23 protein-coding genes and 1 tRNA gene are annotated in these 24259 nt (G+C 58.8%); 9 read left to right on the forward strand and 15 right to left on the reverse strand.

Annotated features, from left to right (window positions below; translation table 11 throughout):
- Positions 1-63 precede the first annotated feature (63 nt).
- The 3 genes from ABJ076_RS07615 to pcaG all read left to right on the forward strand — a co-directional run bounded on the left by ABJ076_RS07615 (position 64) and on the right by pcaG (position 1865).
- Positions 64-140, forward strand: a tRNA-Met gene (locus ABJ076_RS07615).
- Positions 141-534: 394 nt separating this feature from the next.
- The gene (locus tag ABJ076_RS07620) at positions 535-1248 is read left to right on the forward strand and encodes a protocatechuate 3,4-dioxygenase subunit beta (RefSeq protein ID WP_348188842.1); all 714 of its coding nucleotides are present in this window, start codon (positions 535-537) and stop codon (positions 1246-1248) included.
- Positions 1248-1865, forward strand: coding sequence for a protocatechuate 3,4-dioxygenase subunit alpha (pcaG, locus tag ABJ076_RS07625; protein ID WP_348188844.1), 618 nt, complete (start codon positions 1248-1250; stop codon positions 1863-1865). Before ABJ076_RS07620 ends, pcaG begins: the two co-directional genes overlap by 1 nt.
- A gap of 95 nt (positions 1866-1960) precedes the next feature.
- On the opposite strand, the gene ABJ076_RS07630 is transcribed toward pcaG, so the two are convergent.
- Positions 1961-2938 (reverse strand): 2-dehydropantoate 2-reductase, encoded by a 978-nt coding sequence (locus ABJ076_RS07630; protein ID WP_348188846.1) that lies wholly within the window; start codon positions 2936-2938, stop codon positions 1961-1963.
- A gap of 70 nt (positions 2939-3008) precedes the next feature.
- Here ABJ076_RS07630 and ABJ076_RS07635 point away from each other — a divergent pair, with 70 nt between their 5' ends.
- The 6 genes from ABJ076_RS07635 to ABJ076_RS07660 all read left to right on the forward strand — a co-directional run bounded on the left by ABJ076_RS07635 (position 3009) and on the right by ABJ076_RS07660 (position 8326).
- Positions 3009-3854, forward strand: coding sequence for an alpha/beta hydrolase (locus ABJ076_RS07635; protein WP_348188848.1), 846 nt, complete (start codon positions 3009-3011; stop codon positions 3852-3854).
- A gap of 236 nt (positions 3855-4090) precedes the next feature.
- Positions 4091-4918 (forward strand): alpha/beta fold hydrolase, encoded by an 828-nt coding sequence (locus ABJ076_RS07640; protein ID WP_348188850.1) that lies wholly within the window; start codon positions 4091-4093, stop codon positions 4916-4918.
- Between the two features lie 8 nt (positions 4919-4926).
- Positions 4927-5598 (forward strand): glutathione S-transferase family protein, encoded by a 672-nt coding sequence (locus tag ABJ076_RS07645; protein ID WP_348188852.1) that lies wholly within the window; start codon positions 4927-4929, stop codon positions 5596-5598.
- Positions 5598-6794 (forward strand): CaiB/BaiF CoA-transferase family protein, encoded by a 1197-nt coding sequence (locus ABJ076_RS07650; protein ID WP_348188854.1) that lies wholly within the window; start codon positions 5598-5600, stop codon positions 6792-6794. The genes ABJ076_RS07645 and ABJ076_RS07650 overlap by 1 nt, the downstream gene beginning before the upstream one ends.
- Positions 6791-7399, forward strand: a complete 609-nt coding sequence (locus ABJ076_RS07655) for a carboxymuconolactone decarboxylase family protein (protein ID WP_348188856.1) — start codon at positions 6791-6793, stop codon at positions 7397-7399. Before ABJ076_RS07650 ends, ABJ076_RS07655 begins: the two co-directional genes overlap by 4 nt.
- A 171-nt stretch (positions 7400-7570) precedes the next feature.
- Positions 7571-8326 (forward strand): GntR family transcriptional regulator, encoded by a 756-nt coding sequence (locus tag ABJ076_RS07660; RefSeq protein ID WP_348188858.1) that lies wholly within the window; start codon positions 7571-7573, stop codon positions 8324-8326.
- Positions 8327-8402: 76 nt separating this feature from the next.
- On the opposite strand, the gene ABJ076_RS07665 is transcribed toward ABJ076_RS07660, so the two are convergent.
- The 14 genes from ABJ076_RS07665 to chvE form a co-directional block, all read right to left on the reverse strand.
- The gene (locus ABJ076_RS07665) at positions 8403-9920 is read right to left on the reverse strand and encodes a tripartite tricarboxylate transporter permease (protein WP_348188860.1); all 1518 of its coding nucleotides are present in this window, start codon (positions 9918-9920) and stop codon (positions 8403-8405) included.
- A 5-nt stretch (positions 9921-9925) separates the two neighbouring features.
- The gene (locus ABJ076_RS07670; protein WP_348188862.1) at positions 9926-10375 is read right to left on the reverse strand and encodes a tripartite tricarboxylate transporter TctB family protein; all 450 of its coding nucleotides are present in this window, start codon (positions 10373-10375) and stop codon (positions 9926-9928) included.
- A gap of 79 nt (positions 10376-10454) precedes the next feature.
- Positions 10455-11447 carry a tripartite tricarboxylate transporter substrate binding protein gene (locus ABJ076_RS07675; RefSeq protein ID WP_348188864.1) on the reverse strand — a complete coding sequence of 331 codons (993 nt, stop codon included), beginning with the start codon at positions 11445-11447 and terminating at the stop codon, positions 10455-10457.
- A gap of 273 nt (positions 11448-11720) precedes the next feature.
- On the reverse strand, positions 11721-12353 hold the full coding sequence (locus ABJ076_RS07680; protein WP_348188866.1) for a fumarate hydratase C-terminal domain-containing protein: 633 nt from the start codon (positions 12351-12353) through the stop codon (positions 11721-11723).
- Positions 12350-13219 carry a fumarate hydratase gene (locus ABJ076_RS07685; protein ID WP_348188868.1) on the reverse strand — a complete coding sequence of 290 codons (870 nt, stop codon included), beginning with the start codon at positions 13217-13219 and terminating at the stop codon, positions 12350-12352. Before ABJ076_RS07685 ends, ABJ076_RS07680 begins: the two co-directional genes overlap by 4 nt.
- 192 nt (positions 13220-13411) lie before the next feature.
- Positions 13412-14335, reverse strand: coding sequence for an NAD(P)-dependent oxidoreductase (locus ABJ076_RS07690; protein WP_348188870.1), 924 nt, complete (start codon positions 14333-14335; stop codon positions 13412-13414).
- Positions 14336-14396: 61 nt separating this feature from the next.
- Positions 14397-15161, reverse strand: a complete 765-nt coding sequence (locus ABJ076_RS07695; RefSeq protein ID WP_348188872.1) for an enoyl-CoA hydratase/isomerase family protein — start codon at positions 15159-15161, stop codon at positions 14397-14399.
- 180 nt (positions 15162-15341) lie between these two features.
- Entirely contained in the window at positions 15342-16151 is an 810-nt protein-coding gene (locus tag ABJ076_RS07700; protein WP_348188874.1) for a class III extradiol ring-cleavage dioxygenase, read from the reverse strand.
- Between the two features lie 448 nt (positions 16152-16599).
- Positions 16600-17490 (reverse strand): SMP-30/gluconolactonase/LRE family protein, encoded by an 891-nt coding sequence (locus ABJ076_RS07705; protein ID WP_348188876.1) that lies wholly within the window; start codon positions 17488-17490, stop codon positions 16600-16602.
- A gap of 87 nt (positions 17491-17577) precedes the next feature.
- Positions 17578-18519 (reverse strand): Gfo/Idh/MocA family oxidoreductase, encoded by a 942-nt coding sequence (locus ABJ076_RS07710; protein WP_348188878.1) that lies wholly within the window; start codon positions 18517-18519, stop codon positions 17578-17580.
- The gene (araD, locus tag ABJ076_RS07715; RefSeq protein WP_348188880.1) at positions 18519-20261 is read right to left on the reverse strand and encodes an L-arabinonate dehydratase; all 1743 of its coding nucleotides are present in this window, start codon (positions 20259-20261) and stop codon (positions 18519-18521) included. The genes ABJ076_RS07710 and araD overlap by 1 nt, the downstream gene beginning before the upstream one ends.
- A 38-nt stretch (positions 20262-20299) precedes the next feature.
- Positions 20300-21541 (reverse strand): multiple monosaccharide ABC transporter permease, encoded by a 1242-nt coding sequence (mmsB, locus tag ABJ076_RS07720; RefSeq protein WP_348188882.1) that lies wholly within the window; start codon positions 21539-21541, stop codon positions 20300-20302.
- Between the two features lie 16 nt (positions 21542-21557).
- A complete protein-coding gene (mmsA, locus tag ABJ076_RS07725) occupies positions 21558-23075 on the reverse strand; it encodes a multiple monosaccharide ABC transporter ATP-binding protein (RefSeq protein ID WP_348188884.1) in 1518 nt (505 codons plus the stop codon).
- Positions 23076-23158: 83 nt separating this feature from the next.
- Positions 23159-24226 (reverse strand): multiple monosaccharide ABC transporter substrate-binding protein, encoded by a 1068-nt coding sequence (gene chvE / locus ABJ076_RS07730; protein WP_348188885.1) that lies wholly within the window; start codon positions 24224-24226, stop codon positions 23159-23161.
- Positions 24227-24259 lie beyond the last annotated feature (33 nt).

The raw sequence follows: 24259 nt of genomic DNA on the forward strand, positions 1-24259 counted from the left end.
AACAAGAAAAGCTGTACAGAACTAAACTTAACCTCCGCAATGCAAAACAATTACACCCAATGGCGCGGGGTGGAGCAGCCCGGTAGCTCGTCAGGCTCATAACCTGAAGGTCGTAGGTTCAAATCCTACCCCCGCAACCAATATCAACGGCTTACGCAATCTAGCGTGAGCTGTTTTTTGTTGCCCGGAAGCACGTAGGAAGCAGGTGGACTGCAAGCTGGTGCAGGAAAAAAAAAGACGACCAGTGAACTTCACATTTGCCAATTGGCAAAGTACGGGTTCATGCGCGGTCGCGAATGGCGTACGCAGTACCCAACGCTAAAGATCGAGTTGCTCACTTGATCGACTAAGATCGCTTGAACGAAACATCCTGACAATAGCCAAACAATGCAGATGTACCTGTGGTACTAGGGCGGCTGGTTGACAAATAGCTATAAATATAGGTGATTGTGTATTCGGGTGTGCTCGGTCGCAGATTCTAATCGAGCGGCGCCCCTTGAGGACTAAAAAATAAACCGCGCATGGGAGAGCCAGATGGCGCTATGGCACCCGCCTGAAATATACGATCCATGGCCAGAGGGTGTGCAACCGAGTGTCCCGATCGAAGGCTATCCCAATACCTGGACCTTTACCCCGTCGCGTCCGGCTATCCATCGCCCTCTAACAAGGACTGAGGCGACGGGGCCGCTGGAGCTCTGGCGCAAGCTTGAGTGTGGGACGAACAATCTGGCCATATCGCCGTCCGGAAAACCCGCGCTCGGACAAATGATCCGCATATTCGGACAGGTCCTGAACGAGGACGGCCGGCCGGTTCCGGATGCGATCGTCGAGATCTGGCAGGCAAACGCTGCCGGTCGGTACAGTCATGCGCATGACGACAGCACCGCGCCGCTTGACCCGAACTTCCTTGGTAATGGCCGTGTCCGCTCCGACGAGAACGGTTTCTATTCATTTCTGAGCGTCAAACCGGGGGCCTACGCGGTTCCGGTCAAGGACAATTGGTGGCGGCCGCCTCATGTCCACTTCTCAGTATTGGGTCCAAGCTCTCTATCGCGGCTTGTCACGCAGATGTATTTCCCCGGAGACCCGATGAACGAATGGGATCGCATCCTGCAATCGGTCAGCGATGCTGGCGCTCGGAGCCGGCTGATTGCGACACAAATGCATCCTACGGAAACCGGCAGTGAGCATCTCGCATACCGCCATGACATCGTCCTCCGCGGGCGGCTCGCGACCCCGGAGGCATAATGAAAAACGCACCACTACACAGACGGTATCCGCTCTCTCAACACACGATCGGACCGTTCTTCCCGCCGAATTTCTTCCAGGCAGCGGATCACGATCTCACCCGGGTTTCCGAGAATGCCGAACCCACAAAGAACGGTGAGCACATTGCGATCACGGGCCTCGTGATGAAGGAAGGCCGGCTACCGGTTTCCAATGCCATTCTGGAAATCTGGCAGGCCGATTGCAGCGGGCGTTTCCGTCATCCGCTCGATCCGGAAAGCGAGAAGGCAGACCCGGATTTCCTTGGCTGGGGACGCGCGCGGACGAATGTCGAAGGCGCATTCTCCTTTCGCTCAATCCTTCCCGGCTCTTACGAGGAAGACGGTCGGCGCCGCGCACCGCACCTGAATGTCCAGATCATGGCAGCGGGGCTTATGCGTCCCGTCGGCACCACACTCTATTTCCCTGATTTTCCGGACCTGAACGCCGAAGATCCGGTTCTTGGCCTGGTTCCGGAAGAGCTGCGCCACCGGCTTGTGATGCGCGTCGGCAAGAGTGACGACGGCATAAGAACATACAGTTTCGACTTCCTTCTACGCGGCCCGGCCGATGAAGAGACACCGTTTTTCGAAACCTGAATTCAGGTGGCTCCGACATGAAATCAATGCGTCCTGCTCTCCGAGCGAAAACAGCGTTTCCGCCGGATCGTACGGAATGGGATCGCATCTATTCTTCAGGCAGACTTTTCTCGAAGATTTTTATCGAGCAGCCGCGCAAGACCACAGATACCAGCCATAACCGGCGTTGGTTGACCAAGATGCTGGGCCAACTCGACCAGGCTGCCGAGGATTGGTCCAATTTCGATCTCACGTCCGGCCTCGATGTCCTGAAGCATCGACGTGCGAATGGCGCCCAATTTGCGGGTCTCGTTGATCCGACCCTCGAAATCATCGATGCCCGAAAGCCCGATCCGTTCGCCCAGAGCAGCCATCTCCCGCATCATGGCAACCACCATGCCGCGGCCACCGGGATCGTCGAGCAATTGCGATGCATCAGCGCGTGCAAGGGCCGTGAGGGGGTTCATGTTCGAATTGCCCCATAATTTGCTCCACACCTCTCGATGTATGTGTTCCGTGGCAGTCGCTGGAACCCCGCCGGAGGACAGCAGCTCGGCGACTGGCGCGGCAAAGTGGCTATCTCCCGCATCTCCTAGCCAGACGCGATCAGCCTTGATCAGGCGAATTTCTCCCGGCGCCTCGACGCGGCTCGCTGCATGCACGACCGTCCCGACAACCCGCTCTGCGGGCATGAGCCGAGCCAGCACCCCGCCGGGGTCGACAGCATCGAGCGTCAGGCCACGGGCCGGGCCACCAAAGGACTCGAAATACCACCAGGGCAAACCGTTGATCGCGGCGGCTACGAAAGTTTCTTTACCCAGAGCTTCAGTGATGAGCGGAGCAGCGGCGGGAAGGTCGTGTGCTTTCAGTCCGAGGACAAGAAGATCGGCGCCGCGCAGGGCGTCGGGCCTGTCCGTTACGTCGACAGAAAATTCACGGCGTGTCTCACCGCTGGTCACAACAATATTTCCCGACCGCCGCAAGGCCTCAAGCGTGGCCCCGCGCGCAAGCACGGTAACAGTCGCTCCCGCTTCGACAAATTCGGAAGCTAGCCAGCCTCCAATCGCCCCCGCACCAATGACTGACACACGCATACGCTTTACCTCCGCCCCAATCGGTTCCTGTAAAATAACCACACCTTTCGTCAATTGACACGAGCAGCAGATGCAAAACTCCGGCAACGGCAAGAATAAGGAGCACGGCCTCGCCGCCAAGGTCCTGAAACGCGGCAATGCCAGGATCGAATACCGGACCACGGGCTCCGGCCCCGGAGTTGTTCTGATCCCATCGCTTGGGCGTGGTGCTGAGGATTTCGATCTCCTCGCAACAGACCTGGCCCGATTGGGATATCGCGTCGTGCAGCCCGAACCGCGCGGGATTGGGGGCTCCTCGGCGCTCAATAAGGGCGATACACTTAACGACATGGCAGCGGATATCGCCGCAATCATTGAGACCGAACTATTGGCCCCGGCAGTTCTCGTCGGGCATGCCGCCGGAAACTGGGTGGCACGGGTCTTGGCGCATGACCGTCCGGATCTCACCCGTGCGGTTGCACTGGTCGCCGCAATCGTGACCCGGACGCCCTCCGACGATATCCGTGCCTCGATCTCCGGGAGCTTTGATCCATCCCTGTCAGATGCCGAGCGCCTTGCTCATCTTGAGCGTGCTTATTTCGCGCCGGGCGCCGATGCCCGGGTCTGGCTTGATGGCTGGTGGCCCGACGTGGCGCGACTGCAGCGGGAGGCTGCACGTCAGACGACTGACGACAATTGGAAACCCGTCGCGCACGCTCACCCGACACTCTATCTGGGAGCTGCCAATGATATTATCTCGCCACCCCCGACACTCAGCGAGCTGCGCTCCGCAATCGGCCCCAAAGCATCGCTCAAGGTGATCCCGCAGGCCGGACATTCGCTGCTGCCGGAACAACCGCAGGCGGTTACCGACTGTCTCCATGAGTGGATGTCGGAACTCAGCCCAGTTGAAGGCGACGATACCGCCGATGATTGAACCCGTTTTGCATCACGCCGCCATCCTAATTTCCAATTGCAACAGAACAAAAAACTATATAACTAGCTTTTAGGAAAAGGTGATCAATCCGTATTCTGTGCTCCACAGGTTGGCGTCGAGATATTCGGACAGGATTCACGCATTTGCGCTCTGGTCTGACATTCGAAGAGTTTTCCAGACGAGGGCGTTGCCGAAGGGCACAGCGCGCGTATCCATAGCATGAAAAGGTTGCACTGATGGCACTCAGTTCCGGAACGAAGACCTTGCAGGTCTCACGCAAGGGCTACGATCTTCACGCGGAAGCATTGCCCGCGGACGATACAGGCGCGCCTTGGGTCGTGTTCGGCAATTCACTGGTTACCGACCTGACGATTTGGGACGCCCAAGCCGACGCCCTCGCTGGACGATGTGGCATCCTCCGATACGATCAGGCCGGTCATGGCCGTTCCGGCTTGCCGGAGACGCAAGTCAACTTCGACGACCTTGGGGCGGATCTGCTTGCCGTCATGGATGCCGCCGGGATTGATAGCGCACATTATGTCGGGCTCTCGATGGGAGTTCCCACAGGCCTAGCGGCCCATCGGCACGCACCAGAGCGCTTTAGCGCACTGGTCTTCTCGGACGGACAGGCAAAGACCGCACCGGGCGGCGCCGCGGGCTGGGCCGAGCGCATTGCCACAGCGGCGGAAACCGGGATGGACGCATTTGCTGCGGCAACAGCGGACCGTTGGTTGACGGCAGCGACCGGGAACGAGCGCCGGGAGAAACTGCTGGCGATGATTGCCGCCACATCTTTCGAGGGATTCCGTACCGGTGCGACCGCACTGATGGATTACGACTATGCCGACGAACTGAAGAACATCCAACGCCCCACCCTGCTGATCGCCGGTGCGGAGGACGGGGCGATGCCGACGGGCATGGCCTCGAAATTGAAGCCCGCTATTGCCGGGGCCGTCATGCACGTGATCCCAGAAGCCGGCCACGTTCCGTGTTTCGAGCAGCCCGACGCCTTTACTGCCGTGCTTAATGAATTTCTGACAAAAATAGACGCCCAAGGCGCATAGGAGGAAACATGCAGCTTCATTGGTCTCCGCGATCGCCGTTCGTGCGCAAGGTCAATATCGTTATCGAGGAATGCGGCCTGACCGATAAAGTCGAGCGTGTCCGCTCGGTTGCCGTGTTCGCGGCCCCGCCGAATCCCGAAATCCTGCGCGACAATCCACTCGGCAAAATTCCGGTTCTGCTCACAGACGACGGCCAGAAACTGTTCGATTCCCGTGTGATTTGCGAATACCTCATTACACGTGCGGGACGGGACGACCTGCTACCCGCGCCCCCTGATGCCCGGATCAAGCACCTGCGATGGCAGGCACTGGGTGACGGGCTAACGGATATCCTGTTGCTCTGGCGTACAGAGCGCTGGCGTGGTGCCAAGGCAGACCCGGTCATTGAAGCTGCCTTCGAGACCAAAACACGGGCGGCACTGGCGACACTGGACGAGGAAAGCGCTGATCTCTCGGCCTCTCCGTTCGGGCTTGGTCATATTTCGGTCCTCTGCGCTCTTGGCCAACTGGATTTCCGGTATACTGGGTGCGGCTGGCGGGACGCTCTGCCCAACCTCGCCTCCTGGCATGCAACGATCGCGGATCGGCCGTCGGTCGCGTCCACCGTTGTGGTCGACGATGGCGGCGGCCCGGCCGGCGCTGCCGATGACACGCCTGCATTCACCTATGAGGTTTCCTGATGAGCGGCCCTCTCAGTCATATTCGCGTTCTCGATCTGTCCCGGATCATGGCGGGCCCCTGGTCCGGACAAATCCTTGCTGATCTGGGCGCTGAAGTCATAAAGGTGGAGCGGGCCGGAGTCGGTGACGATACCCGGCGTTGGGGGCCTCCATATCTGAAGGATTCGGACGGGAACCCGACAGGAGAGTCGGGTTATTTCCTATCGGTCAATCGCGGCAAGAAATCGGTTGAGATCGATCTCGCCTCTGCCGAGGGGCAGGCTGTAGTGAAAGCTCTTGCCGCCGAGTCCGACATATTACTCGAGAATTTCAAGGTCGGTACCCTCGGCCGCTATGGCCTTGGATACGAGGATCTGAAAAAGGTAAATCCCGGATTGATCTACTGCTCGATCACGGGATTCGGTCAGGATGGTCCCTACGCCAACGAAGTGGCCTACGATTTCATGATCCAGGCCATGGGCGGGCTGATGAGCATCACGGGTGCTCCGGACGGCAGCCCCGGAGCCGGACCGCAAAAGGTAGGCGTGCCGATCATCGATATCGTGACCGGTATGTATGCAACGATCTCCGTACTCGCCGCGCTGTCGGAGAGAGAGCGCAGTGGCAAAGGCGATTTTATCGACCTCGCCATGCTCGATACGGCGACAGCAATCCTCTCAAACCAGGCAATGAACCACCTGGTTTCAGGGGCGACCCCGGTTCGGCGCGGTAACAAGCATCCGAATATCCAGCCGCAGGACGTATTTCCGGTGCGAGACGGGCATATCGTTCTTGCGGTCGGAAATGACGAGCAGTTCCAGCGGTTTGCGAACGCCATTGGAAATCCGGAACTGGCCGAAGATCCGCGCTATTCCACGAACCGCGAACGCGTCAACAATCTCGATATACTGCATCCGCTTATTTCCGAACGGCTTGCCGAGAAGGATCTTTCCGACTGGATCGAGATTTTCAACGCAGAGAAGGTCCCCTGCGGCCCGATAAACAGTGTGCCCATGGTCTTCAATGACCCACAGGTGCAGCACAGGCAGATGCTCCAGAATCTGCCACATCCGCTTTCGGGAACGGTGCCATCGGTTGTCAGCCCCATGCGCTTCGAACGCTCGACCCTCAGTTTTGACAAGGCACCGCCCTTGCTCGGTGCTCATACAGAAGAGATTCTAACGGCCCTCGGCCTGGGCAAGGAGGACAAGGCATGACTCACCCCCGCATCCCGCTGCCCGGCCCCGACGAGATGACTGAGGCTCAAAGAAACGTTTACGACAAGATTGTGAGTGGCCCGCGCGGTACTCTTGTCGGCCCTTTACGGGCGGCCATGCACAACCCGGCGCTGGCCGACCGCTGGCAAGCCCTTGGCCAGGTCCTGCGGTTCGAGACCTGCCTGCCCAAAAACCTGAATGAACTCGCCATCCTCGTGGTCGCCCGGCATTGGAACAGCGAGCTGGAATGGACGATCCATGCCGGCGATGCACGACGCGCCGGCGTCGACGAGGCGATCATAAAGGCTGTGCGAACGGGAGAGGTACCCAGCTTTTCCAGCGAGGAAGAGCGTGAGATCTACGAGTTCAGCCGGGAGTTGCTGGAAAACGGACGGGTCGGGGACAGTATATACAGTTCTGTCCGGGATCGCTGGGGCGCCTTGGGTGTTGTCGAACTGACCGCTCTTGTCGGCTATTACTCCATGGTCGCAATGACGTTGAATGCCCATGGCATTCCGCTGCCCGATCACATTCCGGCAGAGTTGAACAGCAGCCCCGCCACGCGGACATCTCTTCCGCCGGCGGCAAACTCTGTCGGAGAGTAAGTGGTAAACCGGAAAGCCTGATCCCCGCGCCTGCCCCGATGGATGTTACTTGAAACCGCGCTACACCCTGATTCTATTGCGCGAATCAAGATAAACATAATAAGCTAGTTTAATTAGCTGATAGTTGTGGTCTGATGCCTTTATCCGCGACGCCACCATTGGAGCATGTGCATGCAGAACGCTGGTTCAAAGTCACGGACCGCAGTGGCCCTCCGGAAGAGTGCGGTGGCGCGCTATCTGCAATTGGCAGCTCTTTTCCGCCGGCGCATTGAAACCGGTGAGTGGGTTGTCGACGCGCGCATTCCGACAGTCGAGGAGCTCGCAAAGGAATGCGGCGTCGCGAACATGACGATCCGCCAGGCACTGGGCATACTTGAGCAGGAAGGGCTGATAGAGCGCTTCCGCGCAAAAGGCACTTTCGTTCGAAAAAGCAACCGCCACGATTTGTGGTGTGAAGTGCAGACCGACTGGAGCGGTCTGCTGATGTCGCGCGACAATGCACAGATCGAGGTGATCAGCTCGGAAAACAGCGTTATTCCTTCTGATCATCCGACCGAGGTCGGCGATCTGGCTCCCGGATACCTTCACCTCCGGCGTGTACATCGCCGCGACAACGAAGCGTTCCTGCTGGCCGACGTTTATATCGACGAGCGGATCAGCGCCAAGATTGACGAAAAAGATCTTACCAGCAAAACCTCCATGAGGCTGATCGCCGACGTGCCGGGAATCAATATCGTCGATGCCCGGCAAGTCCTCACCATCGGCCTGGCCGACCCGGAGATCAGCGAGTTACTCGGTGTCCCGCTCGGTGATCCCGTTGCCTACGTCAAGCGCGTCGCCGTTGCCGAGGACGGGACTATGGTGCTGATTGCAAACGGCATCTATCGCGGTGACATGGTTCGGATCGACATCAAGCTTCTGACCTGAGAAGAGCCGGGCAGACATTCGGTAACAGCATCAGACGATGCCTGTGCTGATACCGATTTCCAGGCGGTCTCGTTTCTCAGGCTTCACCGGGAGGCATATTCGCCAAACGCCGCGAGCGGATCACGTTCCGCAGTCCGCCCAAGATCGCCCACACCAAAAGCGCCGCAGACAACATGAGAAGCGTTCCGGTCAGAGGATCGGAGATCAGGCGGTATGGGTCACCGCGCGCCATGAGCATCGCACGACGGAGGTTTTCCTCAAGCATCGGACCCAGGACAAAGCCGAGAATCAGCGGAGCCGGTGAATACCCGACCCGCTGCATCAGATATCCCAGCGCCCCAAAAATGACGACGAGCCCGACATCGAAGACACTCGTGCGCATGGAAAACACGCCAATGCAGATCAGCGCGATCACGATCGGGTAGATATACTTGTAAGGAAACTGAAGGACCCGCACCCACATACCGATCAACGGGATATTGAGGACCAGCAGAAACAGGTTCCCGATCCAGAAACTCGCAATGAGCCCCCAGAAAACGGTCGGGTGATCGGATATCAGCAGCGGTCCGGGCGTAATCCCATGAATCATCAAGGCGCCCAACATGATCGACATCGTCGCACTGCCCGGAATTCCGATCGTCAGGGTAGGGATGAACGCCGTCTGAGCAGCGGCGTTATTGGCGGATTCCGGTGCTGCAACGCCTTCTACGGCGCCTTTGCCGAAACGCGACTTGTCCTTGGCCAACCGAATTTCCATCGCGTAGGCGAGGAAGGCGGCGGTCACGGTACCAGCGCCGGGAAGGGCGCCCAGAAATCCGCCGATAGAGCTGCCACGCGCCATTGGCGCGAGTGTTCGCCGGATATCGTCACGGGTCGGCATCATGCTGCGTGCGGTGACTTTCGCGGTGATCTTGTGATGTTTCGATCCACGGATAGAACTGACGACTTCGGCGATGCCGAACAACCCCATGGCCATCCCCACAAGGCTGACACCGTCACGCAACTCGAGGAATCCGAATGTGTAGCGGAACTCGCCCGAGGTAACGTCGGTACCGATCGTCCCGAGAAGCAGGCCCAGAACGACCGCAATGAGCCCCTTCACGACGGAGCCGTTTCCCACAGTCACCGCCGCCACCAGTCCAAGTAGCATGAGCGCGAAATAGTCACTGGGACCAAAGCTCAGCCCGATCTGAGCAATTGCCGGGCCGAACCCCATGAGTGCCACGATGCCGACACTGCCGCCAATAAACGAGGCAACGGCTGTCACGAACAACGCGACGCCGGCCCGGCCGTTCTTGGCCATCGGGTTTCCGTCAAGGCAGGTTACTGCGGCCGACGGTGTGCCAGGCAGGTTCAGGAGAATAGAAGCGATGGAACCACCATATTCCCCACCGTAATAAATCCCACCAAGCATGATCAGAGCCGTCGTCGGCTCAAGATAGAATGTCAGCGGCAGCAACATAGAGATCGCCGCAAGCGACCCAAGGCCGGGGAGCACGCCTATGAATGTGCCGAGGAAGACTCCAAAGAAACAGTAAGACAGGTTGACCGGCGTGAACGCAGTCGCAAATCCCAACAGGATGTTTTCGAACATGGCAGTCACAGGCCCCAGTGCAAGAGCGGTAAGGTCATGCCCAGAAGGCGATCAAACAGGAGCCATGCCGCAAGGCAGGTGACCAGGGAAATGACAGTGGCGGGCAGCAATCCATAACCGCGCTCCGAAAGCGTGGACAGGCCGATGACCACAAAAAAAGCAGGTAGTAGACCAAACAGTTCAATCGTCGCCGCAAAGCCCGCAACTGCCGTAAGAATTGCGCACATCGGCCGCCAGTCCAGGGCCGCAGTTGCTTCCGGATCGGGCTTCAGCACTGCAGACAGCATTTCGGCAATTGCCAGAACAACCAGGATGCCGGAGAGAACAACCGGGAAATATCCCGGTCCCATGCGGCGCATCGACCCGAACTCATAGTCCAGTCCAATGACCAAACCCGTCGCGCCTATCGCCGCCAATATACCCGCAACCACAAGCCGCAGTGAGACGATATTCATGTCTCTCCCAATCAAGCAGAGCGAAGGATGACTGTCGAACAGCCATCCTTCGGATCATTTCTTTAGCATTGTGGCAAAGTTACTTTTTCACGCCGGCTTTGGCGATCACGCCTTGCCATTTCGAGCGCTCATCCACAAGGAACTGCGTTGCTTGTTCCGGGGTGGTGCTCGTCGGCGCGAGTCCTGACTTCTTGTATGCGGCCAGAACGTCACCGTCCTGCATTGCCGCATTCAGCGCGTCCGACAATTTCGCCTGAACGTCTTCCGGCGTGCCCTTCGGCGTTACCAGCAGGTTCCAGAGAGTCGCGGTGTATCCATCGAAACCACCTTCAATCACTGTCGGCACCTGGGGCATGAGCGAAGAACGCTCCGGCGAGGTAACCGCATAGGGATAGACACCCCCCGCGCGAACCTGCTCGGCTGTTCCCGGCGTTGTAAGCAGCGCGATGTCAACATGACCGCCAAGAACGTCGTTCATCAATGGTGTGTTCCCCTTGTAGGGAATATGGAGAATATCGACGCCGGAAATGCTCTTCAGGTATTCCATTGCCAGATGACCCGGCGTCCCCACTCCGGAGCTGCCGTATGTCAGATCGCCAGGGTGATCCTTAGCGAACTGCATGAGTTCGGGCAGGGTCTTCGGCTCCATTCCGGTGCGGCCTGCGATCACCAGACCGAGCGTCCCCATGACACCAATGATATCGAGGTCCTTATCGATGTCATATCCGGTATCACGGCCAAGTGCTGCGATCAGAATTGATGCGCCGACACCGCTTACACCAAGCGTGTATCCATCAGGTGCCGATCGTGCGACATGCGAAATACCAACCGTGCCGCCAGCTCCGGGGCGATTCTCGACCAGCACCGGCTGCCCCAGCGTCTTGGTCATGTTTTCAGCCAGAATCCGAGCCACGACGTCGGTCGAGCCGCCCGGAGGGAACCCGACAACCAGCGTGACCGGTTTATTCGGGAACTCCTGCGCCATGACCGTACCGGCGGACATCAACGCAAGCCCGCCCAATGCCAGACCGGTCAGGGTGCGTCGGACGTTATTCCATACGTGATTTGGCATTAAAATTTCCTCCCTCTGCCATGAGTAATCATCCGAAGGGTTCTACGCCCTCCTGCGAATAAAAAGCTAGTCATATAGCTTTTAGAATCTTCGATAGCTGTGCGCAAATATTTTCGACCAGGCGGCTCAGGCTGTTGATCAGCTATGGAAGATCTTCAAAGCCCGGACATTTTCGGGACCGCTTCCGGCTGACAATGGAACGTACGGTCCGCCGGTCATGGCTGACTCCGCGCCTTGCTGGCTGTTCAGTTCAATTTCAGTTTTTGACCAGCGTCAGGAGCCGGCCGCGTCGCGAGCCGCACGCATCTCGTCAAGAATAGCGCTGCGTTTTTCCTGAGCCGAAGCTGCTGTCTGATCGTAGATGCTGCTTCCGTTTGCATCGATCCCGACAGTCAGCGGGCCAAGCCGCTCAACCTCTATCCTGACGATCCGGTAGTGGGAAATCATCTCGGGCCAGCCAATCCCCGTTACCTTGCGGATGCCGGCCGTGATGATCTGTGCCCCGCCACCAAGAAAGGACAGATACACACAACCGCATTTGGCCATGGCCTGCGCGCATTCGGCATTCAGCCCCCCCTTGCCACCTGTTGCCCTAAGCCCGAGGCCGGGAATCAGACGGGGCATGTGAGCGTTGAAGCGAGTACTCGTTGTCGGGTTCATGTAGACGATGCTCAACGAGCCGTCCTCAGCCTCTTCGTTCAGACTGCCAAGCTGAAAAAGCGCGCCTCCCTGCATGTCGAACGGAAGAGGCTCAACGCCGTCCAGGCACCCGAGAAGGCGATCATGGGTTGGCAGCCCCGCTGTCGCGAAGATTTCCCCGGTAAGATAGACGAAGTCGCCAGCGTTAAGGCTGCGGACCGCTTCCTCGCTTAGCGGCAGGGTCAGATCGTGCTCAACAACAGTCATTCCGACCACTCCACACGCCCATCACCCCAGAGCCGCGCCTTGGCGCGCCTGTTGATCCAGCAATTGAAACAGACTGCCACCGGGGTGAAACCGTGCCCGCTCGCGTAATCGACATGGACCGCCAGAACAGTCGTATCGCCGCCTGTTCCCATCGGACCGTAACCCAATGAGTTGACCGCCTTTGTCAGGCGCTCCTCCATGGCGGCCAGAACCGGTTCCGGGTTCTTCTGGCCGATCGGCCGCAAAGTTTGTTTCTTCGCCAGACCGGCGCAATAGTCGAATGAGCCGCCGATGCCCACCCCCATGATGACCGGCGGGCAATGCTGTGCGCCAGCCTTGATCGCGACATCTAGGACATAGGTTTCGATCTGCTCAAGAGATGGAAAGGTGAAAAGTTCGAGCGATGCCCAGCGACCCGAGCCGAGAGCCTTCGGCGAACAGGTCATCTCCACATAGTCGGCACCGCTCTCGAAATCGTAACTGACAAGCGGCATGTCCTTGCCGTGATAGCCGCGCTCCAGCGTGAGTGGGTTCGTGACATGTTTCAGGAGCGGCGGCTCGATGGTCTCTACGAGTTCTTCGTAGCCTTCACGGATCGCCATCTTGAAATCGCAGTCAAGCGCAGCCTTGCTCCCGACTTTGACGAAATAGGTTGGCACGCCGCTGTCGGAGCAGACAAAGCGGTCTGTCTGCTCCGACAGTTCGGCGCTTCTCAACTGGAGCAGGAGCGTCTGCCGGGCCGTTTCACTCTTTTCGGTCTCCATCGCGGCAGCGATGGCTTCCTTGGCATCCTCGGGAACTTTCCGGAGCGCGCGGGAATACAACTCCTTCGTGGCATTCCGGATCATTTCGTCTGTGATTGGCATATCGCCTGGCCTGCTCCCCCGCCCCCACATTGATCGCGCAAGGGCATTATTTTAATTGAAGAGATGTTCCCGCATCTGACCGGACGGTCCGGGTGCCCTTGAAGGCAGCGCAATCCCTGCTGCGGAACATCGATTTGATGAGATACGTTAATTCCAACCGGATCAAAAAATCAATAATATGATCTTTTGACGTTACGATCGCAGAATTTCCTCCAACGCAGCGACCAGATCCCGCCTGTTCTCGCGCGTGAAAACCGAGGCATGAGGTTGCAGAATACAGTTCTGAAGCTCAGGAAAACGAGGATCGAGCGATGGCTCGTTCTCGAACACATCAAGGGCTGCGCCTGCGATGGTCTTTCGCTCCAGAGCTTCAATCAACGCTTTCTCGTCAACAACAGACCCTCTGGATACATTGACGAGGTACCCTTGTGGGCCGAGCTGCCCAAGGATTTCAGCATCGATGATGCCTCGCGTAGCCTCTCCGCCGGCACAGCTCAAGACCAGTACGTCCACCTTTTGCGCCATTTCCGCGAGGTCCGGCTCGAACCGCCATGGCGTGTCTTTTTTGCGTGGCCCCGAATAGGCAACATCGCAGCCGAGCGCAGTCAGTTTACCCGCAATACGGCTGCCGATACGTCCGAGGCCGACGATCCCGATCTTGCGTCCCGATATCCGGTATCCGAGCGGGGCACGTCCTGCCGCCCAGGCGCCGCGCCGCACAAACCCGTCATTGCTGACGATATTGCGCAGCAGGGCAAAGATAAGACCGACGGCAAACTCCGCAGTGTCTTCGGTCATCACATCCGGCGTCGGATGCAGCGCAATGCCCCGCTCCGAAAGCCACGGCAGATCAAATCGGTCCATTCCGGCACCGACGCTGGCGACCGCCTCAAGACCAGGCAGTTGTTCCGCCATCGCGTGGTTGACGCCACCCATCGCCGACGTCAAACCTCGGGTGATGGTCTCGCGCTGGCGTTCGGTCAGAGTCTGCAGATCGTCATGTCCGATCAGATCGAACACTTGCCCAAGCGCGGCCGCAACATCTGCCGGGATCGCCCCTAAGAGCGCGATGATAGGACGAGGAGTTGCAGGCTCGACAAGGTTTTTCGCCGTCACATCATGCTCCTTGTAATCATGCTCTACTCCCGCAGCTTGACGTAGACTTTCCGCCGGATGACTAAGGCCGGAATACCGGCGTGCGCTTCTCGCGGAATGCCGCCATCGCCTCTTCGGTATCCTCCGAGGTGGACAAAGCCTTGGTCTGGCGCTGCTCAAACCGGTAACCTTCATAGATCGAAAGATTTTCGGTCATCTGGAACGAAGCCTTCGCAGCCCGCACAGCCGATGGGCTGGCCTTGGCGATGTCCTGGGCAATTCCCTTTGCCGTCTCCATCAGATCCTCGGGCGCGGTGCAGGCCGAGGCGACGCCCATCCGCAGAAGGTCGGCCCCGTAGAGGCGCCGCGCGGTCAACAGCATCAAACGCGCATCGGACTCTCCGAGGTGACGCCGCACATGGGCTACACCGCCCGCAAGGCCGACATTCACCTCAGTCATCTGCAGGTAGCCTTTCTCGGAAAAGACCAGAATATCGGAGCATAGCGCTGTCACGCAGCCTGCCCCGATTGCGGCTCCGTTGACCGCCGCGATGATTGGTTTCGGGCACTCCAGAAGACAATCGAAGCTGGCTCTGACGCGGCGGTTGTGGGCGGTGTAATTTCCGGGATCCTGCGTCGGACGTTCGGACAAATCGGCACCAGCCGAGAAAGCCTTGCCTTCGCCGGTAAGTATTATGGCGCGGACATCCTCCCGATCGCCAAGGCTGTCCATAACGAGCTGTATCTCTTCGCGAAACTTGTTGTTCTGCGCATTCACCGGAGGCCGATTAATGGTCACGAGCGCGACGTAGTCTTCGACCTTGAGGTCGATGGTCTCAAGCTGCATCTGTGAAGTCCCCCGTATAGTTCTGATTTACAATGCGCGACGCTCCATTGGAATAACAACGGCCCCGATAAAATCAAACAGCTATTTTTATAGCTTTTTAATTTTGGCCGTCACCGTGTGCACAATTTTCCCCTGCCACCATCTCTTTTTCGAGGAACTGCCACATGCGCCACCAGGTCTTCAGGACCATCGATACCCGGACGTTTGGTAGCCTTTGACAGGCTCGTTAAAGATCTGCTCCACATTAAACCCGGCTTCAAACGCCGCACCGGCGCAGACATGCAATGGCAACAGATGTTCTTCCCTGGGATGACAAAACCGGGCACCCGGCGCCTCTTCCCAATGCATGAGCCGCCTGGCCCGGTCATCCGGCGTCACATCGTCAGCGCAGATAGCTTCGTCCATCCAGGCATGAAAGGCTTTCGCTTTCGCATAGCCTTCTTCAAGATCAATGCGGTTGCGGCCAATCAGTGCTTCGATATTGTGAAAACTGAAACCTGACCCGATCAGAGTGATATCCTGATCAAGCAATCCCGCGAGTGCCCGACCCATTTCCAGATGCTGCCGAGGATCCAAGGATGCCAACAGTGACATCTGCAAAATCGGGATATCGGCTTCCGGGCGCATAAGCATCATCGGGATAAATGTGCCATGGTCGAAACCGCGTGTTTCATCCCGCTCGGCGCCGATACCACGTTCGTTCAGGGCCGCAACCACGGGCTCAACAAGATCCGTCGCTCCCAGAGCCGGATAGTTGAAGCGATAGGATTCCTCTGGAAATCCGTAATAGTCGAAAAGCATCTCCGGACGCGGCGCTGTCGACAGGCAAGGCAGTTCCGCTTCCCAATGCGCCGTGACGAGTATGATGGCTTTACTGCCGCTGATCGTCCCGTGGAATCCGCGAAGCGCTGACGCCAGACTTGCGTAACCCGCGTCTCCAAGCAGCGGGAGCGGACCTCCGCCATGCGGTATGAAAAGTATCTGCCCCATCTATGCCCCTCCCAGGACTCTTTGCGTTTAATCGTCGCAAATTCAGTGACCGGAATCCACCCGGCAGCGCCGGGCCGGGATGCACCAAGAGGATGATCACCGGTGCCGACGGTCTAGCGTGCGGCGCGTTCGATCCAGCTATGCATGATCCAGGCGCATCGACGCGTCGACAAGTGAGTGCACTTACCAAGTCTTCTGGTAAAGCGATAGTCGCTGGCACCCAGTTGGGCCCAGTCTTTCCACGCAGCCAGCGCGGGCCTCTGTCATTTCGATCTGGATCGGACGTGCTGTCCAAAAAACTGCCCAAATATCCCTGTCCGGTGGGCAACATTCTGTCTTCTAAAGGGAACAGCGCCTCCCTCTTGGTATGGGATCAATGCCTTACGCTCATCCTGACGACAGGTGACCCAAAGCGCGCTTAAATAGCCGTCTTGATATAGGTGTCGGGTCATAGACAGAAAGCTGGGGCCAGCTGGCCAGAGAAACCGCCATCTATCAGGTAGGTGAACCCCGCTCCAAGGTCGGACGCGCGTGCTGCCGGATCGTATCCCTGCCAGGCCGAGGTAACTATCAGCTTGTCCAGATCTTTGCCCACAAAGGCCGCGCAGCTGGTTTGGGCTGCGGGGATCTCGATTGTGGTTATCAAAGTGCCGTCGGGAGTGAATCCGGAGATCGATCCGCCGCCCCATGCGGCGTTCCATAGATTGCCATCGACGTCGGTAATCGATCCGTCGAAATGTCCACCGAGAGGAAGATCGCCGCCCGTTAGCAATGGCTCCGGGTCGTGTGTTGGCAGCGCGGACGCAGGATCCAGCCGTACGCGCCAAACGGTGTTAACGGCAGTGTCGGCGAAATAGCCAATGCTGCCGTCGGGAGAGAAGCAGATGGAATTCGGAATGGTGATCTTGCGATAGAGGATTTGCACCCGTAAGCCGTCGACGCAATAGATGGTCCCCGCTTGCCACTCGGCATTCTTGCCCATGGTGCCAATCCACAAACGGCCGGACGGATGTACCCGGCCGTCGTTCGAGCGGGTGCTTGGGTTATCAGCCTCGATCGACGACAGCAATGTGAGGGCTCCGTCTGATTTGGCGCGGATGTAGAGGCCGTCTTCCATGGCGATGATCTGTCGCTGCTCGTCGATTTCGGCGATGACCGATGCCATCCGAGGCAATGCATACGCCTTCTCCTCTGCCGTGGAGAAGCAGTACTCGAACAGTTTTTTGCCGACGATGTCGAACCACCAAGCGGTGTCGGTCCGCGCATCGTAGTGCGGTCCTTCGCCGAGTTCGCAACATTCGGTCTTCAGTTTTCGCATTGGTGCCGGGGTAATCGTCATGACGAGACTATTCCTTGATTGTTTGCCCCAGCCCGCTGAGCCGTCCACATGATCGCCCGCGCCTTTCAACAAAACCGGGCTGACCGATCACTCGTGGAATGGGGCAACCGTGATACGTTTCCCGAGCAAAAATGCGTCAGCAACATGAACCATGGGGGAAAGGTCCATATCGATCTCGCCGGCACGGACCAATGCTGCCATGCGCGCATAAAGGCGCGGATATTCCCCTGTGAGAGCTGAGCCGTCGGTATCCGGTTCCGGAGCTGGCTGTCCGTCGATCGAGATCACGGCCCCACCATCCGACATAACCATGCGACCGCTATCCGTCTCCGCCTCGATCATCCAGGTCTGTTCACCCTCCTGACGCCAGTCGAATTCCGCGGACACAGCGGCCTCTTGCGGGTGGGAGAAACTCAGTTTCGCGGCGATCGGCGTTTCGCAATTTTCTGGAAACTCAAGCACAGCGGCGTTCAGGTGGATCGGGTCGGGCAGGATTTCGGTGACGATGGAGAGCGCGTTGACGCCGGGATCGAAAACGCCAAGGCCTCCGGTTTTCCAGATCCATTCCTGACCAGGATGCCATCGGCGCACGTCTTCTTTCCACGTAACTTTCAGAGACTGCAATTGGCTGTTCTTCAGCCACGACTTCGCACGTTGGACTTCCAAAGCTTCGCGCGAGTGCCATGCTGCGAACAACGACACGCCTGCGTTCCGTGCCATCGCCTCAAGGGCATGGCATTCCGCGACTGTTGCGCCAGGCGGCTTCTCCAGCATGACATGCCGGCCCGCCCTCAGCGCTGCGGCCGCATATCTGAAACGCGGGACCGGTGGCAGACACAGTGAGATAACCTCGATATCGGGGCGGACGGAAAGGAGCGTGTCCAGATCCGCGAATGCCTCCACGCCGTCCACTGTACCCTGATGGGAGACAGTCGCCGCCAGCTCCCAGTCGGCCGATCCGGCAATGGAGGGGACGTGCTGATCCCTGGCGATCTTGCCGATCCCGACAAGGGCGACCTTCATGACCATCAGTGCGAGTCCCGTCCGACGGCAGCCCCACGGCAGCCGCGCAGGAAGTCGAGGTCGGCGCCGGTGTCGGCGCCCTGCACATGCGTCTGGTGAAGCCAGGCATAGCCTGAGTCCGATTGCCCTGCCGGGGCCGTCCAGCCTGAGAGCCGCTCAGCCAGCTCGGCATCAGAAATGTCGAGATGAAGACGCCGCGCGGCGACGTCGAGATCGATCATGTCGCCGCTGCGGACCACGGCGAGAGGGCCGCCTGTGGCGGCCTCCGGGGACGTGTGCAGGATCACTGTTCCATAGGCTGTCCCCGACATACGTGCATCGGAGATGCGGACCATGTCGGTGATACCCTTCTTCAGGATCTTTGGAGGCAGCCCCATATTGCCGACTTCCGCCATTCCCGGATATCCCTTGGGGCCGCAGTTTTTCAGAACGAGCACACAGGTTTCGTCAACGTCTAGCGCGTCGTCGTTGATCCGCGCCTTGTAGTCGTCGATATCCTCGAACACCACAGCCCGGCCACGATGCTTCAGCAGGTGTGGCGAGGCAGCCGACGGCTTGATCACGGCTCCCTTTGGAGCCAAGTTGCCTCTAAGAACGGCAATGCCGCCCTGCTGGGTCAGCGCTTTTTCGACCGGCAGAATGACCTGCTCGTTGTGGTTCATGGCATCGCAGACCTGCTCCCATATCGGCTCGCCCGAGACCGTCAGGGCGTCTTTGTGCAGCAGGCCGGCCTCGCCAAGACGCTTGAGGACGACCGGCAGGCCGCCGGCATAGAAAAATTCCTCCATCAGGTATTTTCCAGACGGCATCAGATCGACGATGGTCGCGACGTCGCGACCGCACCGGTCCCAATCGTCCAGAGTGAGGTCGACGCCTACCCGCCCGGCAATTGCGAGCAGATGAACGACCGCATTGGTCGATCCGCCGATGGCGCCGTTGGTCCGGATCGCGTTCTCGAACGCCTGTTTGGTCATGACATCGGACGGTTTCAGATCATCCTTGACCATCTGGACGATGCGGCGCCCGGAGATCTGAGCCATGACGCGCCGGCGGCTGTCTACGGCGGGAATGGCGGCATTTCCAGACAGTGCCATGCCCAACGCTTCTGCCATAGAGGCCATCGAAGAGGCCGTTCCCATGGTGTTGCAGGACCCGGGAGAGCGGGACATGGAACCCTCGGCCTCCAGAAAGTCGTCGGCGGTCATTTCGCCCGCTTTCACGGCTTCGGAAAATTTCCAGAGATGCGTTCCCGAGCCGACCCGCTCACCCCTGAAATAACCGTTCAACATCGGTCCGCCGGTAACCACGATCGACGGCATATCCGTGGAGGCCGCCCCCATCAGCAGGCTGGGCGTTGTCTTGTCGCAGCCAACAAGAAGCACGACCCCATCCATCGGCTGGCCGCGCATGGCCTCCTCAACCGCCAGCGAGGCGAGGTTGCGGAACATCATCGCGGTCGGCCTGAACGAGCTCTCCGAGGCGGAAAACACCGGCACTTCAACCGGCAAACCGCCCGCCTCGTAGATCCCGTGTTTCACCCGTTCGGCGAGATCGCGCAGATGCGCATTGCATGGCGTGAGTTCCGACCAGGTGTTGAGAATGCCAATCACCGGACGGCCATCGAACAGGTCGTGCGGGAGCCCCTGATTTTTCATCCAGCCGCGATGGTAGATCTGGTCGCGACCGGTTCCGCCGAACCACTCTTGCGACCGCAGGCGCCTTGGCCAGTCGGCAGGCTTGAAGCTCATGTCATTTCTCCGAAAAAGTATGCCCCCGTGGCGGGGGGTCAGCCCTGCTTCTGTTTGTTGTAGACGTCGAAAACCACCGCCGCCAAAAGCACCAGCCCCTTGATCACCTGCTGATAGTCGATACCAATGCCCATCAGCGACATGCCATTGTTCAGCACACCCATGAGAAAGGCGCCGACCACAGCGCCGACAATGGTGCCGACCCCACCGGACATCGACGCGCCACCGATGAATGCGGCGGCGATCACGTCGAGCTCGAGAGCGAACCCGGCCTTTGGCGTGGCGGTGTTCAGCCGGGCCGCGAACACGAGCCCTGCGGCTGCGGCCAGAAGCCCCATATTGACGAACGAGAGAAAGGTCAGCCGTTCGGTCTTGATCCCGGAAAGCTTGGCCGCCTTGGCGTTCCCGCCGAGCGCGTAGATCCGTCGGCCGATCACCGTGTTCTGGGTCAGAAAGGCATAGACAATCGTCAGCACGCCCATTGTGATGAGCACGTTGGGCAGACCACGGAAGACGGACAGCTTGTAAGTGATGAAGATGATCGCTGCCGCGACGACGGCATTTCGCGCAATGAAGAACGCGCGGGGCTCGTCTGCGATGCCGTAGGCGCGATTGCGAGCCCGCTGCCCCAGGCCGAGCCAGAGCAGTAGGGTGGCGGCGGCGACGCCGGACATGAGAGCCAGGATGTTGACTTTCCGCACGTCCAGCACGCCGGCGAGCCATTCACCCAGCGCAGCCGGGAATATGTCCGGGACGAAGCCGTTGGCGATAACCTGGAACTCGCGTGGGAACGGGCCTACGGATTGCCCTTCGAGCAGCCACAGCGAGAGCCCGCGAAATACCAGCATTCCTGCCAGGGTGACAATGAAGGACGGAATATTCCAATAGGCGATCCAATACCCTTGTGCGGCCCCGATAGCCGCGCCCGACACGAGGCAGACGATGATCGTGACTGCCACGGGCAGCTCGAACTGGACGATCATTACCGCCGCAAGCGCCCCGATGAATCCCATGACCGAGCCGACGGAAAGATCAATATTGCCGGAGACGATCACCACCAGCATGCCGAGCGCCATGATGATGATGTAGCTGTTCTGCAGCAGTAGGTTAGTGATGTTCACCGCACGCAACAGAGTGCCGTCGGTAACGATCTGGAAGAAGACCATGATTGCAATCAATGCGAACAGCAGGCCGTATTCGCGCAGATGCGAGGAGAGATATTCGAGGATGTTCATGCCCTGCCGCTGCGTCTTCCGTGCGGTCTCGTCGTTGTGAGCCAAGGTTCTTTTCCCCGTATTATTCATTAACGATGAGCGACATGATGTGCTCCTGGTTGGCGTCCGCTGCGGCGAGCTCACCGACGAGCGAGCCTTCGTTCATCACGTAGATCCGATCGCACATACCGATGAGTTCCGGCATCTCCGACGAGATCACGATGACGCCTTTTCCCTCTTCCGCCAGTTTGTTGATGATCGTGTAGATCTCGTATTTGGCGCCGACATCGATCCCGCGTGTCGGCTCGTCCAGGATCAGGACTTCGGGTTCGGTGTTTAGCCATTTCGACAGCACCACTTTTTGCTGATTGCCGCCGGAGAGATTGACCACCTTCTGAAAAACCGAGGGTGTCCGGATGCCAAGGGCGGTACGATAGTTCTGCGCCACCCGTGTCTCCTCGTTGCGGTTCAGCACGCCGAAGGAAGACACGTCATCCAGGTTGGCAAGTGTTGTGTTGAACCGGACAGGCTCGTCCAGGATCAGGCCAAGTGACTTGCGGTCCTCCGTGACATAGGAGATCCCGGCTTTGATTGCCGCGTCCACCGTGCTCACATCGATCGGTTTGCCGTCGAGCCTGACCTGACCAGTTATGTTGCGACCATAACTGCGGCCGAAGACCGACATGGCGAGTTCGGTTCGGCCCGACCCCATGAGACCTGCGATACCAACAACCTCTCCCCGACGGACCGTGAAGGATGCGTCCTTGATGACACGTCGTTCGGCATGTTCGGGATGCCACACATTCCAGCCTTCGACTTCCATGAGTATTTCGCCCGGCGCGCGGGCATGTTCCGGAAACCGGTGGGTCATGTCACGGCCGACCATATCGCGCACTATTCTGTCTTCACTCAGGTCCTCGTCAACATCCAGCGTGGAGACAGTCAGGCCGTCACGGATCACCGTCACCCTGTCGGCGACATAACGCACCTCACCGAGCTTGTGGGAAATGATGATGCAGGTGACACCCTGTTCCTTCAGCTCAAGCATGAGGTCCAGCAACCTGCGGCTATCGTTCTCCTGCAACGCGGCCGTCGGCTCGTCCAGGATCAGCAGTTTGACGTCCTTAGAGAGCGCCTTGGCGATTTCCACCAGCTGCTGCTTTCCGACTCCGATCCGCTCAACCCGTGTGGTCGGTGCTTCCTTGAGACCGACCTTCGCGAGGAGCCCCTCTGTCGCCTGGTTGGTTGCGTGCCAATCGATTCTGCCTCCGCGGGCGCGTTCATTGCCCAGGAAGATGTTCTCTGCGATCGAGAGCTGCGGGACGAGTGCCAGCTCCTGGTGAATGATGATGATCCCTCGGTCTTCGCTATCCTTGATATCGCGAAACGCTACCGGTTCGTCTTCGAAGATGATCTCGCCGGAATAGCTGCCGACGGGATAGACGCCGGACAGAACCTTCATCAGGGTCGATTTGCCGGCGCCGTTCTCGCCGCAGATCGCGTGGATCTCGCCCTGGCGGACACGAACACTCACACGGTCGAGCGCCCGGACGCCCGGGAACTCCTTGGTGATCTCGCGCATTTCAAGAAGTGTCGTCATCGTACCACTCGGCCTTGCAATGGCATGAAGTCACTCCTTCCCGCCACTGAGAGCGGAAAGGAGCGACATGCGTTGGGCGGGTGCTACTTGATTTGGCTCATTTCGTAATAGCCGCTGCCGATAAGCCGCTCTTCCCAGTTGGACGCATCGACCGGGAGTGGTTCCAGCAGATATGAGGGTACGACCTTGACGCCATTGTCGTAGGTCTTGGTGTCGTTGATCTCGGGCGTACCATTCTGGAGCAGGGCTTCGACCATTCCGACGGTCACGCGTGCCAGTTCGCGCGTATCCTTGAAGATCGAGGAATACTGCTCGCCGGCAAGAATGGATTTGACCGACTGAACCTCGGCGTCCTGCCCGGAAACGATCGGCATCTTCAAGCCGCCGGAGCCATAGCCGACGCCCTTCAACGATGACAGGATGCCGATCGAAAGGCCATCGTACGGCGACAGTACGCCCTGGATTTGCTTGTCCGTGTAATGGGCTGACAGGAGGTTGTCCATCCGCGCCTGAGCCACCGCGCCGTCCCAGCGCAGCGTACCGACCGTGTCCATGCCCATCTGACCGGAGGCGATGCTGACCTTGCCAGCATCGATCAACGGCTGCAGGACACTCATGGCGCCATCATAGAAAAAGTAGGCGTTGTTGTCGTCGGGAGAGCCGCCGAAAAGCTCTACATTCCAGGGGGAGGTGCTGGGAAATCTTTTTTCCAGCCCCTGTACAAGGGAGCTGGCCTGCTGCACACCGACCTTGAAGTTGTCGAATGTCGCATAGTAATCGACATCGCCACTGTCGCGGATCAGGCGATCATAGGCGATGACCTTGATTCCGGATGCGGCGGCGTTTTCCAGAGCGTTCGAGAGCGTGGTTCCGTCGATGGCGGCAATCACCAGGACATCGACGCCCTTGGTAATCATGTTCTCGATCTGCGCCAGCTGGTTGGGGATATCGTCTTCGGCATATTGCAGATCGGTCGCATAGCCCGCGGCCTCGAACTGCTTGACCATCGAGTTGCCGTCGGAAATCCAGCGAGCGGACGACTTGGTCGGCATGGCGATGCCGACGGTGCCCTTGTCGCTGGCGGAGGCGGGCGCGCCGAAAAGGCCAGCACCGAGCGCGAGTGCAGCCACCATGGTTACGAATTTCTTCATGTGTTCCTCCCTGAGAAAACGCCGTTTTCGCCG

The sequence above is a fragment of the Nisaea sp. genome (genome assembly GCF_039990255.1).
Classification (GTDB): Bacteria; Pseudomonadota; Alphaproteobacteria; order Thalassobaculales; family Thalassobaculaceae; genus Nisaea.